Origin of the sequence: Bradyrhizobium sp. CCBAU 45321 (genome assembly GCF_028128975.1) — a bacterium.
Lineage (GTDB): Bacteria > Pseudomonadota > Alphaproteobacteria > Rhizobiales > Xanthobacteraceae > Bradyrhizobium > Bradyrhizobium yuanmingense.
In genome coordinates this window covers 228,323-243,466 of the sequence record NZ_LFKZ01000130.1, presented here as the reverse complement: position 1 = coordinate 243,466, position 15,144 = coordinate 228,323, and the positions used below count along the sequence as shown (strand labels likewise).

At 64.0% G+C, this 15,144-nt stretch carries 15 protein-coding genes and 1 tRNA gene; 3 read left to right on the top strand and 13 right to left on the bottom strand.

Annotated features, from left to right (window positions below; all coding sequences use genetic code 11):
• Window positions 1–5: 5 nt before the first annotated feature.
• From ACM43_RS33665 to ACM43_RS33655, 3 genes are all read right to left on the bottom strand, one after another.
• Complete coding sequence (locus ACM43_RS33665; RefSeq protein ID WP_157283150.1) at window positions 6–617, bottom strand: glutathione S-transferase family protein; 612 nt, start codon at window positions 615–617, stop codon at window positions 6–8.
• 150 nt (window positions 618–767) lie between these two features.
• The gene (locus ACM43_RS33660) at window positions 768–1,610 is read right to left on the bottom strand and encodes a fumarylacetoacetate hydrolase family protein (protein WP_271545994.1); all 843 of its coding nucleotides are present in this window, start codon (window positions 1,608–1,610) and stop codon (window positions 768–770) included.
• Window positions 1,611–1,696: 86 nt separating this feature from the next.
• Window positions 1,697–2,545 carry an MBL fold metallo-hydrolase gene (locus ACM43_RS33655; RefSeq protein WP_271545993.1) on the bottom strand — a complete coding sequence of 283 codons (849 nt, stop codon included), beginning with the start codon at window positions 2,543–2,545 and terminating at the stop codon, window positions 1,697–1,699.
• A gap of 127 nt (window positions 2,546–2,672) precedes the next feature.
• Between ACM43_RS33655 and ACM43_RS33650 the strand changes: the two genes are divergently transcribed.
• The gene (locus ACM43_RS33650) at window positions 2,673–3,149 is read left to right on the top strand and encodes a DUF3775 domain-containing protein (RefSeq protein ID WP_271545992.1); all 477 of its coding nucleotides are present in this window, start codon (window positions 2,673–2,675) and stop codon (window positions 3,147–3,149) included.
• 170 nt (window positions 3,150–3,319) lie between these two features.
• Here ACM43_RS33650 and ACM43_RS33645 read toward each other — a convergent pair whose 3' ends face one another.
• A complete protein-coding gene (locus ACM43_RS33645; protein WP_271545990.1) occupies window positions 3,320–4,102 on the bottom strand; it encodes an SDR family oxidoreductase in 783 nt (260 codons plus the stop codon).
• Between the two features lie 130 nt (window positions 4,103–4,232).
• Window positions 4,233–4,745, bottom strand: coding sequence for a CvpA family protein (locus tag ACM43_RS33640; protein ID WP_036021099.1), 513 nt, complete (start codon window positions 4,743–4,745; stop codon window positions 4,233–4,235).
• A gap of 121 nt (window positions 4,746–4,866) precedes the next feature.
• Here ACM43_RS33640 and ACM43_RS33635 point away from each other — a divergent pair, with 121 nt between their 5' ends.
• Window positions 4,867–5,628 (top strand): SDR family oxidoreductase, encoded by a 762-nt coding sequence (locus tag ACM43_RS33635; RefSeq protein WP_271545988.1) that lies wholly within the window; start codon window positions 4,867–4,869, stop codon window positions 5,626–5,628.
• 207 nt (window positions 5,629–5,835) lie between these two features.
• Here ACM43_RS33635 and ACM43_RS33630 read toward each other — a convergent pair whose 3' ends face one another.
• The gene (locus tag ACM43_RS33630; RefSeq protein ID WP_271545986.1) at window positions 5,836–7,428 is read right to left on the bottom strand and encodes a GMC family oxidoreductase; all 1,593 of its coding nucleotides are present in this window, start codon (window positions 7,426–7,428) and stop codon (window positions 5,836–5,838) included.
• A 422-nt stretch (window positions 7,429–7,850) separates the two neighbouring features.
• Here ACM43_RS33630 and ACM43_RS33625 point away from each other — a divergent pair.
• A tRNA-Met gene (locus ACM43_RS33625) sits at window positions 7,851–7,927 on the top strand.
• Window positions 7,928–8,175: 248 nt separating this feature from the next.
• Here ACM43_RS33625 and ACM43_RS33620 read toward each other — a convergent pair.
• The 7 genes from ACM43_RS33620 to ACM43_RS33590 all read right to left on the bottom strand — a co-directional run bounded on the left by ACM43_RS33620 (window position 8,176) and on the right by ACM43_RS33590 (window position 15,099).
• Window positions 8,176–8,661 carry a hypothetical protein gene (locus ACM43_RS33620; protein ID WP_271545984.1) on the bottom strand — a complete coding sequence of 162 codons (486 nt, stop codon included), beginning with the start codon at window positions 8,659–8,661 and terminating at the stop codon, window positions 8,176–8,178.
• Window positions 8,662–8,771: 110 nt separating this feature from the next.
• Window positions 8,772–10,814 carry a peroxidase family protein gene (locus ACM43_RS33615; RefSeq protein WP_271545983.1) on the bottom strand — a complete coding sequence of 681 codons (2,043 nt, stop codon included), beginning with the start codon at window positions 10,812–10,814 and terminating at the stop codon, window positions 8,772–8,774.
• Between the two features lie 331 nt (window positions 10,815–11,145).
• Window positions 11,146–11,913, bottom strand: a complete 768-nt coding sequence (locus tag ACM43_RS33610) for an ABC transporter permease (protein WP_271545981.1) — start codon at window positions 11,911–11,913, stop codon at window positions 11,146–11,148.
• A complete protein-coding gene (locus ACM43_RS33605; RefSeq protein WP_271545979.1) occupies window positions 11,910–12,674 on the bottom strand; it encodes an ABC transporter permease in 765 nt (254 codons plus the stop codon). Before ACM43_RS33605 ends, ACM43_RS33610 begins: the two co-directional genes overlap by 4 nt.
• Window positions 12,671–13,477, bottom strand: a complete 807-nt coding sequence (locus ACM43_RS33600) for an ABC transporter ATP-binding protein (RefSeq protein WP_271545977.1) — start codon at window positions 13,475–13,477, stop codon at window positions 12,671–12,673. Before ACM43_RS33600 ends, ACM43_RS33605 begins: the two co-directional genes overlap by 4 nt.
• Window positions 13,474–14,178 carry a GntR family transcriptional regulator gene (locus tag ACM43_RS33595; RefSeq protein ID WP_271545975.1) on the bottom strand — a complete coding sequence of 235 codons (705 nt, stop codon included), beginning with the start codon at window positions 14,176–14,178 and terminating at the stop codon, window positions 13,474–13,476. Before ACM43_RS33595 ends, ACM43_RS33600 begins: the two co-directional genes overlap by 4 nt.
• 12 nt (window positions 14,179–14,190) lie before the next feature.
• On the bottom strand, window positions 14,191–15,099 hold the full coding sequence (locus ACM43_RS33590) for an ABC transporter substrate-binding protein (RefSeq protein ID WP_333919954.1): 909 nt from the start codon (window positions 15,097–15,099) through the stop codon (window positions 14,191–14,193).
• Window positions 15,100–15,144: the final 45 nt, after the last annotated feature.

Sequence of the window (15,144 nt, the reverse complement as noted above, 5' to 3'; positions counted from 1 at the left end):
GAACTTTATGCGGGTGGCGGCACCGAGATCTTCACTGAGGGCCGCTCCAGCATCTTCTGGTGGAAGGCGTCGAGCTTGGGAAAGGCCTTGCGCCAGCCGCAATCGGCGAAGCGGAAGTCGGCATAGCCGAGCACGCAAACGAGGCCGATCTGCGAGATGTCGAACGGGCCGTTCAGCACGTCAGGCATGTTCTCGAAGCGCGCCATGCCGGTCCAGGCTCTGTTCCAATGGTCGTCCGACCAGGCCTGCCATTGCAGGCCCTGCGGCCGCACCATCTTCTCGTAACGGCACAGCAGCATGGAATCGAGCATGCCGTTGATCAGCGAGTGATTGGTCTTGGCCTTCCAGCGCCGCGGGCCGTAATCCGGAATCAGGCTGCCGCCGGCGATCTCGTTGAGATATTCGACGATGACGTAGGAATCCAGGATCACGTCGCCGTCATTGGTGATCAGCACCGGCAGCTTCTTCAGCGGCGTGATCTTCGAATAGTCCTCGTTGGCCGTGCCCGGCGTCACGCTTGCTGGCACGAATTCGATCTTGTCGATCAGCCCGAGCTCGATCGCGGCGATGCGCACCTTGCGGGCAAAGGGCGAGGCGGGGGAGAAGGTGAGCTTCATGGGAATTCCCTGCAATCGAACTTGTGCGAACGGCGTCTCCTCGTCATGGCCGGGCTTGACCCGGCCATCCACGCCTTGCCGCGTAGTCAGACTGTGAGACGTGGATGCCCGGGTCAAGCCCGGGCATGACGACGGTGTATGATGCGCGGCTTACGCCGCCACGATCTCCTGGCGCTGCTCGCCGAGGCCTTCGATGCCGAGCGTGACGACGTCGCCGACATTGAGGAAGGTCGGCGGCTTCATGCCGAGGCCGACTCCGGGCGGGGTGCCCGTGGTGATGACGTCGCCGGGCAGGAGCGTCATGAACTGCGAGACATAGGAAATGCACTTGGCCATCGAGAAGATCATGGTCTTGGTCGAGCCGGTCTGGCGGCGCTGGCCGTTGACATCGAGCCACATCGACAGGTTCTGCACATCCTTGATCTCGTCCTTGGTGGCGAGCCACGGCCCGAGCGGGCCGAATGTGTCGTGCGACTTGCCCTTGGTCCACTGGCCGAGGCGCTCGATCTGGAAGGCGCGCTCGGAGACGTCGTTGCAGACGCAATAGCCGGCGACGTGGTTTAGCGCGTCGGCTTCCGAGACATATTTGGCGCGAGTGCCGATGATGGCGGCGATCTCGACCTCCCAGTCGAGCTTGGTCGAGCCGCGCGGCTTCTCGACGGGATCATTCGGGCCCGACAGCGAGGTATTGGCCTTCATGAAGATGATCGGCTCGCTCGGAATCTCGGCGCCGGTCTCCTTGGCATGGTCGGAATAGTTGAGGCCGATCGCGACGAATTTCGAGATGCCGGTGACGGGCGCGCCGAACCGGGGCTTGCCGGAAACGGCGGGCAGCGAGGCGGGATCGATCGCGGCCAGCTTCTTCAGGGATTCCGGCGAATAAGCTTCGCCGGTGAGGTCCTTCAGATGCGCCGACAGGTCGCGCAATTGGCCGGATCTGTCGATCAGGCCGGGCTTTTCCGCACCCTTCTCGCCATAACGAACAAGCTTCATTCTCGTTTCTCCCTGGAGATTGGACCGATCGGTTGAATAGCTTCTTGGAACAGGGCGGCGGGAAATTCAACCGCCCAAAACGGGCATCACCCCAGCGCCACGAACCTGAATGCGTCGCCGTCCCGCTTGATATGTCCGGCCGAATAATGACCGCCGATCACCAGTGTGGGCGTGTCGGCAAAGCGCGAGAACACCGCGTACCGGCTTGCCGCCGATCGCGCGGGATCGGTATCCACGGTCGAGCACCAGTCGAGATGGGCCATCTGGCAGGGATGATGGGCAACGTCGCCGGTCAGAAGCGCCTGCTCGCCATCGGACTCGATCAGGACGCTCATGTGCCCCGGGCTGTGACCGGGGGTTGGGATCATTTCGATCTGCTCGCAAAGCCGATGGTCACTCGGGACCAGATCGGCCTGGCCGGCATCGACCACTGGCTTCACGGAATCGTTGAACACCGCGACCTTGTCCGGCTCGGCCGTGTAATCACGCCAGTGCTCATATTCGGTCCTGCCGAAAACATAGCGCGCCTTCGGAAATGTCGGCACCCAGCGGCCGTCAACCAGCCGCGTATTCCAGCCGACATGGTCGACGTGAAGATGCGTGCACAGCACGGTGTCGATGCTGTCAGGCGGAAACCCCGCCGCTGCCATGGTCTCCAGAAAGGGTGTGCTGCGGTTGTTCCAGGTGGGGACACCGCGGCCCTGCTTGTCGTTGCCAAGGCCGGTGTCCACCACGATCCGGCGCGTCGGCGTCTCCACCACCAGCGAGTGGATCGACATTTTCAGCCGGCCTTCGTCGGTGGCGAAATGCGGGCTCAGCCAGGGCAGCTTCTGGATCTCGTCATTGGTCGCTGCCGGCAGGATGAAGCGGGTCGAGCCGACCGTCTCCATTTCGACGAATTTGGTGATCCTGACCTTGCCGACCTTCCACTGCATCCGGCGCCTCCCCTGTGTTCTTGCTCTTGCGCTGGAACATGCACATTTTCTGCCATCGGGCGCAATGGATCATCTGAGGTGATGTGGCGTTATCGCGGGGAACTGGATGCTAGCCGAAGAGGACGCCATGCCAGAGCTTGCGATTTCCGCGGAGAAGGTCGCCTTCATCATCGAGAAGGCGCGCGAATTCGACGTCAAGGAGGGGGCTTCTGATCCGGACTCCGGCTCGAACGCGGCCGACGACGATATGATGGACGTCCTCGACGACGATGGCTCCGATCCGGTCGTGCAAGAGCTCGGCAGCTTCATGATCGCCCTGAACGAGGACGAGCAGCTCGACCTCGTCGCGCTGACCTGGCTCGGCCGCGGCGACGGCACGATCGATGACTGGGACGAGCTGCGCGCCCGCGCGGCGGAGGCGCGCCGTGAATATGGCAGCCCACGCCGCGAAACGGTGCACTATCTGCTCGGCGAGCCCATGCTGGGCGATCTGCTCGCGAACGGGCTCGACGAATTCGGCATCGACTGGACCGATGAGCGCACCACCGCCGATTCCTCCGCTCCGAGCCAGCAGGATGAGGACGAGCCCACCAAGCAGCGGTGAGGATCGGGCTTTGACGCCTCCACATCGTCATGGCCGGGCATAGCCGTCCGAAGGACGGCGTCGCTTCCGCTCGCCTATGCCCGGCCATCCACGTCTTACTTTGCCGAACAAAGAACGTGGATGCCCGGGACAAGCCCGGGCATGACGATCCTTCGTGATGCGATGATGCTTTACAGCGTCCCCGGGAACGCGCCACCATCCAGCAGAATGTTCTGGCCGGTGATGAAGCCGGCCTTGGCGCCGCACAGGAAGGCGCAGGCATAGCCGAATTCGTCGGGCTGGCCGAAGCGGCCGGCGGGGTTGAGCTTGGCGCGCTCGGCCAGGATCTGCTGCGGCGTGACGCCACGCTTGTCGGCTTCGCCCTTCGCGGTGCTGGTCAGGCGATCGGTCTCGAACGGGCCCGGCAGAAGGCCATTGATGGTGACGTTGTTGATGACCGTCTTGCGCGACAGGCCGGCGATGAAGCCGGTGAGGCCGGCGCGGGCTCCGTTGGAGAGGCCGAGGATATCGATCGGCGCCTTCACCGCGGCCGAGGTGATGTTGACGATGCGGCCGAACTTGCGTGCCATCATGCCGTCGACCGTCGCCTTGATCAGCTCGATCGGGGTCAGCATGTTGGCGTCGATCGCCTTGATCCAGTCGTCGCGGGTCCAGTTGCGGAAATCGCCGGGCGGCGGGCCGCCGGCATTGTTGATCAGGATGTCGGGCTCGGGGCAGGCCTTCAGCACCGCCTCGCGGCCCGCCGGCGTCGTGATGTCGCCGACGATCTCGGTGACGGTCACGTCGGGATAGGCCTTGCGGATCTCGTCGGCGGTCTTCTTCAGCGTATCAGCGCCGCGCGCGGTCAGCGTGACGTGAACGCCGGCCTCGGCCAGCGAGATGGCGCAGGCGCGCCCCAAGCCCTTGCTGGATGCGCAGACGATGGCGCGGCGACCCTTGATCCCAAGATCCACTGTTTCACTCCCGTAAATGTCAGGCAGGTTTTGGACGGCGGCTACCTTAGCCAACTGTGATGCCGCTGATAAGGGAGCGGCCCGCACCAAAATGCATGCGCCTCGCGGCTAGCGATGCAAATGCGCCAGATCAGATCCGCCGCTCCTGCTTGAGGCGGTCGATCGCGGCGGCAGCTTCCGGCGGCAGCGACTTGAAGCCCATCTGGCCCGCGGTCGAGAACAGCGGGCGCAGATGCGAGCCGGCGAGGAAGGGCGGCTGGCGGTTCGTCGGCACGATCTGATCGAACACCAGCACCAAGGTGGTGGCGACGAGGCCGACCCTGACGGCGCCGAGCGCCGCGCCGCCGAGCCGGTCGCCGAGGCCGGCCTCGCCGATCGTGTCGTTCAGCGCGATGCGGCCGATATGGCCGAACAGCATGCCGACGACGACGAAGATGGCGAAGAACCAGATCCAGTTCTGCAACAGCGGCGAGTTCGGATTGCCGGCGATCTGCGGTGCGATCAGCGGCATCAGCGCCACCGCTATGGGTGCGGCGAGCAGATAAGCGAGGATGGTCATGGCACTGCGCAGCAGCCCGGTCCTGAACCCCAAGCCGACCGCGACTGCCAGCGCGGCGTAGACAGCGAGATCGAAACTGTTCATTCGCGAAAGCCCCGCCTCGACGGAACGAATGAACGCCGAGCCGATCATTCCGGTTTCAGATCGCTAAAATCGTCTGTATTGGTGGCCTCAAAGCTTAAGGGAACCGCGCAAGGAACGCGTCATGTCAGACCTATTCGACGTCAGTAAAGAAATCATCCTCGTCACGGGTGCGAGCCAGGGGCTGGGCCGGCAATTTGCCCGGGTGCTGGCGGCGCATGGTGCTGCCGTCGCACTCGCTGCGCGGCAGACCGACAAATTGAGGAGCCTGGAAGAGGAAATTCGCGGCAGGGGCGGCCGCGCCGCTGCGGTCGCGCTCGACGTCACCGACACCGCCTCGATCGCCAAGGCGGTCGATGCCGCCGAAGCTGCGCTCGGCCCGGTCACCGTGCTGATCAACAATGCCGGCATCGCCATCGAGAAGCTCGCGACCGAGCAGACCGAGGCGGACTGGGACGCGGTGATGGGCGCCAATCTCAAGGGCGCCTATTTCCTCGCGACGGAAGTGGCGCGCCGCATGATCGCGCGCAAGCAGCCGGGCAACATCGTCAACATCGCCTCCGTGCTCGGCACCGGCGTCTTGAAGGCGCTCTCGCCTTACGCGATCTCCAAGGCCGGCATCCTCCAGGCGACGAGAGCGATGGCGCTCGAGCTCGCGGGCCAGAATATCCGTATCAACGCGCTCGCGCCCGGCTATATCGATACCGAGATGAACCACGCCTTCTGGTCGACGCCGGCAGGCGAGCGCCTCGCCAAACGCATTCCGCAACGCCGCGTCGGCGCCGAGTCCGATCTCGACGGCGCGATCCTGCTGTTGGCATCGAATGCGTCGCGCTACATGACGGGGAGCGTGGTGACCGTGGACGGCGGCTTCTTGCTGAATTGAGCCCCTCTTCGCCTCTCCCCGCTTGCGGGGAGAGGCCGGAATTTGCGAAAGCAAATTCCGGTTGAGGGGGAGTCTCCACGTGTCGCGATCGTTGGCACACGCAGTGTTCCATCCACATCGTCATTGCGAGCGTAGCGAAGCAATCCAGAATCCCACCGCGGAAAGACTCTGGATTGCTTCGCTGCGCTCGCAATGACGGAGAACGACTTAGCGCATCTCCCCCCGGATCATATCCGCCGCCTTCTCCCCGATCATGATGGTCGGCGCATTGGTGTTGCCGCCGATCAGCGTCGGCATGATCGAGGCGTCGACGACGCGCAATCCTGCCACGCCATGCACCTTTAACGCCGGATCGACCACGGCCATCGCGTCCGTGCCCATCTTGCAGGTGCCGACGGGGTGATAGACGGTGTCGACACGCGCGCGCAGAATTGCGCGGATGTCCTCGTCCGTCTTCACCTCGGATGTGAACATGTCCTTCTTCTGCAGCGCCCGCATCGCAGGCGTCTCCATCAGCTGCCGCGTCGTCTTGAAGCCGGCGACCATCGCCTCGAGATCCTCCGCCTCGCCCAAGAAGTTCGGGTCGATCATCGGCGCTGCGAGCGGATCGGCGCTCTTCAGCCCAATACTGCCGCGGCTCTTCGGTCTGAGCAGACAGAAATGGCATGAGAAGCCCGCCTCCTTGTGCTTCTTGCGGCCGTGGTCGTCGAGCATCGCGATGACGAAGTGGAGCTGGATGTCCGGTATGTCGAGATCGGGCCGGGTCTTCAGAAAGCCGCCGCACTCGGCGAAATTGGTGGTCATCACGCCGCGCCGTTCGCGGCGATAGCGCTGGATACCGCGCAGCAGGGATGGCAGCCGGCTGATCGAGGCGTGAACGAAGTGCGGATAATCGGAGGCGTAGACGAATACGAAGTCCGGATGGTCCTGCAGATTACGCCCGACGCCCGGCAGGTGATGCACGACGCCGATGCCGTGCGCGGCAAGTGCGTCGGCGTCGCCCACGCCCGACAGCATCAATAGCTGCGGCGACTGGAAGGCGCCGGCGGCGAGGATCACCTCGCGGCGGGCGCGCAGCTGCCTTGTCTGCTTGCCCTGCACATATTCGATGCCGACCGCGCGCCCAGCATCGAACAGGATCTTCGTTGCCTGCGCTCCCGTCTCGACCCGCAGATTCGGCCGCTTGCCGAGATGAGGAGCCACATAAGCCCGCGCCGCGCTCCAGCGCTCGCCGCCCCGCTGCGTCACTTGGTAGCTGCCGAGCCCTTCGCTGTCCTCGGCATTGAAGTCCTCGCGGATGCGAAACTGCGCCTCGCGCGCGGCCTGATGGAAGATGTCGTGAATCGGATTGTCCGAGCGCAGCTTGTTGACATGCAGCGGGCCACCCTTGCCGTGATACTCGCCGTCGAAATCGGCGTTGTCCTCCGACCGCTTGAAATAGGGCAGCACGTCGGCATACGACCAGCCGGCATTGCCGAGCGCGGCCCAGTGGTCGTAATCCCATTTGTGGCCGCGGATATAGACCATGGCGTTGATCGCCGAGGACCCGCCGAGGCCCTTGCCGCGCGGCTGATAGCCGATGCGGCCGTTCAATCCTTTCTGCGGCACGGTATCGAAGGCCCAGTTGGCCGCGGCGTAAGGCAATGCGAGCCCGAATGGCGTCGTGATCCGCCAGGTGTCGTTCCGTCCCCCAGCATCGAGCAGCGCGACGGATGTCCCCGCATCCTCCGACAGCCGCCCCGCAGCGGTGCAGCCGCCCGAGCCCGCGCCCACGACGACGAAATCGAATGTGTCGGTCAATGTTGTTTCCCCCATTTAGCGTCATTCCGGGGCGCGCGAAGCGCGAACCCGGAATCCATTCAGCCGCATGACGTGCTGCGAGATGATTCCGGGTTCGATGCTGCGCATCGCCCCGGAATGACACTCCGGCGTTTCAGCCTTAATCTTGTTGCCGCAAGCTGGCCCTTTGTGGAACTTCTGGCAAGACCGCGCGAAACGGCGCGAAAATCCGCCCATTCCCCTGTCACAAAGTCGAAAAAAACGTTCCCGCAGCCCTTTCCAAAGGCAGCCCGCCTTGATACATACCCCCCGCACCCCGACGGGCATTGCCTAGGGGTCGCCTTCCAAGGAAGCCTTTGGGACGGAAGCGAAAAGCCAGCGCGACCAGCGCCGGCCGCAACAGACCGTCCCCAGGACTTAACGGAAGGCGCGCAAAGGTTTAACGCGGGGTGGAGCAGCCCGGTAGCTCGTCAGGCTCATAACCTGAAGGTCATAGGTTCAAATCCTATCCCCGCAACCAAATTCGGATTGACCGGATCCGAGACGAAAATGGCCCGCGATAAGCGGGCCATTTTTGTTTTTGGGGGGAAGGATCGCGGGCCGTCTCAAAGCCGGGACGAGGCCGCGGCTAGTGCCAATCCGCTTGAGTCGGTCAGCAATACGGCACGTCTGTGAACCGTGCAGAATTTGGCCGGGTCGGCGAGGCAAACTGAGGCACTGTCATCGTAACTCACAATCCGCGGACCAGCAGCGCGCCGCAGCAACTGCTTATTCAATGACGATCTCGCCTATCATGCCGTGGTCGGCGTGCGTGCGGCCGTCAGCCGCAACGATGCCGCAGCGCAGGTCGGTGACGCGGCCGGTCGCCACCGGCACGAACCACCATTCCGCCGTTTGCCCCGGATAGACCTCAATCTCGCGGATCGCCCCCTTGAACTCGGCGAGCGCCGCCAACTTGCCGTCGCGCGTTCCCATGGCCTGGACCTTGCGCGTGAAAATGAGCTGCGCGAAGCCCTGCGAGGTGAAGTAATGCGCGTCGTTGCTCGGGTTCTTGAGCACCAGCTTGTAGAGCTTGCCGGTTTCGAACCTCAGCTTGTTCGGCACGAACACGTGCTGCCCTGGCTTGCCGAGCTCGATTGTGACCTCGATCGGCTCCTGCCCCGCCAGATTACCCGCGGCACACGCGCCGCTCGCGAATGCCATAGACAACAGACCAACGACAGCTAGTGTCGAGGTGAAAGAAAATCTGCGCATGATCGTCATCCTCCTTGCTCGTCTGGTTCGCGCTTCATCCGTTTTCAATCCCGTCAACGATAGAAGTCCATGAACGGCTCGCGGCCGTTGTGGTATCTGCGGCTCCGCATTCAGACATCGAAAATGAAATCATATTTGTGAATGGCGGAGGGACGAACGCCAATCAGTTCGATGTGGTCATCGCCGACCGACACGATGGCATTGCCTTGCACAGATGAGATGCGGACATCATTCCAGCCGAGATTTTCTGCGTGCTTGAACTCGAGTTTGTCGACGCCGGGCTGGAAGTCGGTGATCGTGGCTCTGGTCCCGCCCTTGTCGAAGACGAAATGGTCGGCACCGCCCAGTCCCGTGAGTGTTTGCTTTCCAGTGCCGGCGAACAGGAAATCTCCCTGTGGGCCGCCGACAAGCGTGTCCTTGCCGTTCGAACCGATGACGAGCTGTCGCTCATCGGGATCTTCCGACTCCACGCCGCCCTTTAACCCGGTGTGTCGTGTGTACGCGATGAAGACATCCTCCTGAATGTGTTGGGTATCGGTGTTGCGGAGGATGATGTCGGCGAGCGTCGTCTGCTCGATCTGCTGCAATGTCTTGGCGTCGAAGCCCTGATTTTCAAACCAGAATCGGTCGCCATCGCGCAAGGCCCCGAACTGCATGGCGATGACGGTCTGGAAAGTCTCGCCGACGAGCGCGCCAGCGGCATGATTCTCGGCCAGCCCCCCGGTCCAAAGGTCGATCAGGTCGACGTTGTTCGAGAAGGCCTCCTTCAAGGCCGCCCGCGTTCCCGGATCGCTGGTGATCTGGTCGATCTCCGTATACCGGGCGAGGCCGAGCGATTCGCGTACGTCGTTGAGGGATCCGACACCGAAATCGCGCTCACGCTGGATGTTGATCGCGGCGAGATCCATGCTCACCGGCGGGTCGAAGAGGAAATTGCGCAGGTCTTCGACGATGCGAACATCCATAGCCTGCGACGGGTCGCCCGCCAGATGGCGCAGCTGCCCGTCGGCGCCGCCGGACGCAACGAAATCCGATGGCGGTGCGAAGAAGATATCCTTGAGCTCACGCTCCGTTCCTTCGATCACCTCGCCGTTCTCCGCCAGGCTCTCGGTTTCTGCGGAGACGATCGAATGTCCGAAGCGGAAGGCGATGTTGAACTCAAGCGAAAGGCGCGGGTCCACGCTTGCGTCGTAACCGCCGTAAGGCGCAATCGCATCGTCGCCGAGCAGGTTCGGCAGAAATTCCTCATACGTGATGTTCGCGATCTCCGCCGTGACGATGGCTCGCGCATAGTTGTAGAGCTGATCGCCGCTCCAGGTCGGGTGCGCATTGTGCAGCTTGTCGACCTGATAATTGTGTTCGCGCACGAACAGCGTGTGCAGCGAAGTCAGCGCAAAGTTCTCTGCGGCGCGCGGATCGCCGGCAGCGAACATGCCGTTGACGATCGGAAGATTGCCTCCCTCCGACACCTTCATGTGTCCGTCGGGCAGGCGCAGGCTCGTCGCCGTCGCTAAGTTGGAGCCGTAGACCATGGAGGCATCGAGCCAGCCGGTGCTGAAATTGAGGGGAGTGGCCGGGTTGTCCGGGCTCGTTCCGCTCGACGGATCGGTGATCGCTCGGGTCATGGGCATGATTGCGCCGTCGCCGAACACAGGGTCGCCGTTGGGCACCGCGATGCTAATGTCATTGATGCCGTCGCTGCGCGTCAGCGTCAGATCGTGATCGATGAACTGGCCCCAGGCGTACATGAATGCCGACACGCCTTGCTCGTTGGGGACGTTCGCGTCGCCCTCGCCGACAACGACGTTGCTGATGGTCCGCGGGTTGGGTCCATCGAGCGGCTCGGAAATGCCGTCGCTGAAATGGGCGGGGCCAATGCGGTCGACCGCCGTACCGGCGGCGTTGAGGTCGAGGTCCGTGAGATTGTTTCCCGAACCGTCAAAGCTGCGAAACTGGAGCGTTGGCAAGGGCGGTTGCGGGCACCCGTACCAAACCTGATGGCCTTTAAACGCCCAGTGAAACTCGCCTGAATGACTGCCGCGCGGCTCTTGGAAACCAGTCCAGATAGACGCGCCAGGCCCGTCGTCAAAGTCGAAAGGGTTCTGCTTGAGGCGAAACTCGCTTGGCCAAGTCGGTCGCAGCCCCCGCATCATGTGCCTCCCCATTCTATGTAATGCGAGTAAGAATGATTTGCATCTGTAGTGCAAATGCGAATTAGTTGCAATAAATTCGATAGGGGAGCGTCCGCGCCGGGGAGGGGAAGGGGCCTCCGGGTTCGGCAGATGTCGAGTTGTGGAGAGGTCGTGGCCGCGATGCACCCGCTGCTGGGATAGCGTCCAAGGTCTGCCGCTCAAATTGCGGCTTGAAGCAAGTGTCGGTATCGGTGGTTGCCTATCCCTGCAGCCAAATTCGGATTGACCGGATCCGACACGACAAAGGCCCGCTTGATGCGGGCCGTTTTTGTTTGGCGGTGGAATCGCCGCGCTACCTCGCCGCGGTCTGCCAGGCGAGTAGCCGCTGCTCGACGAGTGACATCGCAACTGACGTCAAATATCCGGTCGCACCGAGCAGGATGACGCCGGCGAAGAGGTCGGCGGAGCGGAACGCGCGTGCCGAGAGCAGCACCCAGTGACCAAGGCCGTCGAGGCCGGCCAGGATCTCGCAGACCACCGAGAGGATCAGCGCGACGGTCAGGCTGAGCCGCATGCCCGCGAGGATATCCGGCAATGCCGAGGGCAGGGCGATCTTGCCGATGATTGCGGTGCGCGACATCTGCAGCGAGCGGGCGACCTCATACAGCCGCGGCTCGACCGCGGCAAAGCCGTGAATGGTTGCGAGCATGATCGGCCAGATCGCGCCGAAGGCGATCACGAACAGCGCCATGCCTTGCGTCAGGCCGAGCATTGCGATTGCGACCGGGATGATTGCCGAGACCGGCAGGGGCCTTAAGAATTCCAGCGACGGCGCGACATAGGCGCGCATCATCTTGGACGAGCCGATCAGCGCGCCAAGCGCAATGCCGGCGATCGAGGCGGCGAACCAGCCATAGGCCATGTGCTCCAGCGTGCCGATCAGCTTGCCCGCGAGATCGCCGCTGGCGAAGCCACGCACCAAAGCGGCCCAGGCGCGGTCCGGACCGGGCAGGAACACCGGCGACACCAGCTTCAGATTGGCGACAAGTTGCCACGCCGCGATGAAGCCGGCCGCGACGAGGACGCTTGCCAAACGCCAGAGGATCGCCGCGCGCTTCATGGATTGTCTCCGGCGAGCGCGGCGCGGCCGAACAGGCGGCGCTGGGCGGCGATCAACAGGATGTTCAGCGCGTAGCCGATCACGCCGATCCAGACGAGATAGGCCAGCATCAGGTCGGCGCGCAGGGCCTGCTGCGCCAGCATGATGCCGGCACCCAAGCCGATCGGGTTGATGGCGATCTCGACGGTGACGGCGACGATCAGGGCGATCCCGGCCGACAGGCGGAAGGCGACGAAGATCCTCGGCAGTGCGGCCGGGATCACGATCTTCGCGATCCGTTGCGGCGCGCTCAGCCGCAAGGCCCGCGACACCTCCATCAATCGCGGCTCGATGCTGCGCACCGCGCTGCGCGTCATGATCAGCATCGGCCAGACGCAGGCGAACGCCACGATCACGATCTCCATGCGGTAGCCGAAGCCGAGCGCGATCAACGCAATCGGCAGCAGCGCGATCGAGGGAATCGGGCGGATCGCCTCGACCGTCACCTCCATCAGCCGGTCGAGGGGACGCGAGATGCCGAAGGCAATGCCGAGCGCAAGTCCGATGGCGCTGCCGATGGCAAGCCCCGCAAAGGCGGCGAACAGCGTGTCGCGGGTCGCGACCGGAATCGAGAGATCGGCGAGCGCCGTGGCCAGCGCCGCGAGGATTGCGCTCGGCGGCGCCAGGCTGTCGCTTTGCAGATGGGTGAGGCGCGCCCAGAGCTCAAACGCCAGCACCAGCGCCAGCGGCAGCAGCAAGGGCTTGGTGCGGTCGAGGCTCAATGCTCGGTCGCCTTGATGAAGTCGAACAATTGCCGGCGCAGCCGCAGGAATTCCGGATGTTCGCGGGTGGCGAGCTGGTCGCGCGGACGCGGCAGGTCGACGTCGAACTCGATCCCGATCCGGCCGGGATGCGGCAAGAGGCCGATGACGCGGTCGCCGAGATAGATCGCCTCGTCAAGATCGTGGGTCACGAAGATCACGGTGGTCTGGCTCGCCTGCGTCAGCGACAGGACCTCGTCCTGCAAGCCTTGCCGGGTCATCGCATCCAGCGCGCCGAACGGCTCGTCCATCAGCAGCGTGGTCGGCTCCTGCGCAAGGCAGCGCGCGATCTGCAGCCGTTGCTGCATACCTCCTGACATCTCAGTCGGATATTTGTCGGCATGGCCGGGCAACCCGACCTTGCGCAGCAGCGCCTCGATGCGCGCGCCGCGTTCGCGCGCCGGCACCCGCGAGGCTTCCAGCGCCAGCGAGATGTTTCCGGCGGCGGTCCGCCACGGCAACAGCGCCTTGCCGTAATCCTGGAACACGATCGCGACCTCGCGCCGCGGCTCGGTGATCTCTTCGCCCTCAAACGTCACCGCGCCGCTCGTGGGGCGATAGAGGCCTGCGGCGAGCCGCAGCGCCGTGGTCTTGCCGCAGCCGGAGGCGCCGACGATGCAGAGGAATTCGCCCGGCCGCACCTGAAGATCGAGGTTCTCGATGATGGTCTTGCCGCCGAGCCGCAGCGTCGCGGCATTGAACGCGATCAGCGGTTTCTGCCGCCGCGCGGCGCGCGCCTCGCTGAGCCTTGCAACGACGCTCATGATTGCTCTCCGCCCACCTGCGGATAGACGAAGTCGATGGTCGAGTGCAGATGCGCCGCCAGCATTTTTTGCGCGGCGGCCACGTCGCGGGCGAGCACGTGGTCGGCGAGTATCTGGTGACTGCGGATGAATCTCTCGCCGCTGTCGATGGCGCCCATCATCACGCGGCGGTAGCGGTAGGCCTGGTCGTAGAGGTCGGAGTGGGCGGCCAGCATGCGCCGCGAGCCGCAGGCGGCGAGCAGCGCGGTGTGGAAGCCCTTGTGCAGCCGGTCGAACTCCGCAGCGCCCTCGCGGAATTCGTTGCCGGTGCGCTCGATATGCCGGCGCATCTGATGCAGCGCGCTGATGATGCCGGCCTCCCAGGCGGCATCGCCGTGCAGGATCGCCAGCCTGACCGCCTCGATCTCGACCGCGGTCCGCATGCAGGTGATGTCGGCGAGATCTTCGCGGCTGACCTCGGCGACGCGGAAGCCGCGCTGGCCGATGCCGACGATCAGGCCGCGCGACATCAGCCGCGACAGGCCTTCACGCAGCGGCGTGGCGCCGATATCGTAACGCTGCACGAGGTCGACGATGCCGAGCCGCGATCCCGGCGCGAGATCTCCGGCCAGGATGTCCTGCTCGATGAGGTTTGCGGCACGCTCGCTCAAGGTGCCGGCTTCCGTCGGCGGGCGTTCGAGAGTGCGCTCGGGAGCTGGCATCGTCGATATCCCCTAGTTCAGCACCAGTTTCGCGGTGTCGAGCTTCGATTGCAGCATCTTCTGCGACGACATCACCTCGATCCACCAGCTGAGGTTTTGCGGCTTGAGGTTCGGCTCGGACTGGTTCGGCGGCGTCGCCTTGACGAGATCGAGCGGCTGCTTGGTGAACTTGGCGATCGAGGCCGAGGCCTTCTCGCGGTCGCTGTTGACGATCGTGGCGGCCTCCGCGATCGCTTCGCGGAACTTCTTCACGGTGGCCACATTCTTCTCCGCCCAGTCGCGGGATGCGGCATAGAAGATGATCGGATCGGTGCGGCCGAGCTCGGCGCCATAGCGCGCGCCGACCGAGCCGAGCCCCGCATTGCTCATGCGCGTGATGAACGGCTCGGCGGTGAGCACGGCATCGACGCCGCCTGATTTGATGATGTCGGCCATGGTCGGGAAGGTGACCTCGACGAAATTGACGCTTCGGGGATCGACGCCTTTCTCGACCAGCCATTTCACGAACAGCACGTGCAGGAAGGCGTTCAGGCCCGGCGCGCCGACCTTCTTGCCGATGAAGTCCTTGGGATCCTTGATTGTGATGCCGTTGCGGACGAAGGCCGCGATCGCGGTGTTGGAGGTCGGGTTCATGACCGAGGCGCCGGCAATCGCGACGAGGTCGAGGCCGCCGTCGACGGCTTGCAGGAAGACGGTGGAGGTGGGTCCGCCGACCTGAATCGAATTCGACAGGATCGCCGCCGGGATGTTGGAGTTGATCGCGATCGGCGTCATCTCGACGTTCAGCCCGTGCTTTCTAAAAATGCCTTCGTCGACCGCGACCATGGCCGAGGCGCAGTCGGACGTCGCGGTGCAGCCGATCTGGATCTTGGCCTGCGCCAGCACGGGCGCCGTGGAAGCAACGGACACCCCAAGGCCCACCGTGAGACCTGCCAATATCGCCCTGACCTGTGTCCCTCTCACCGC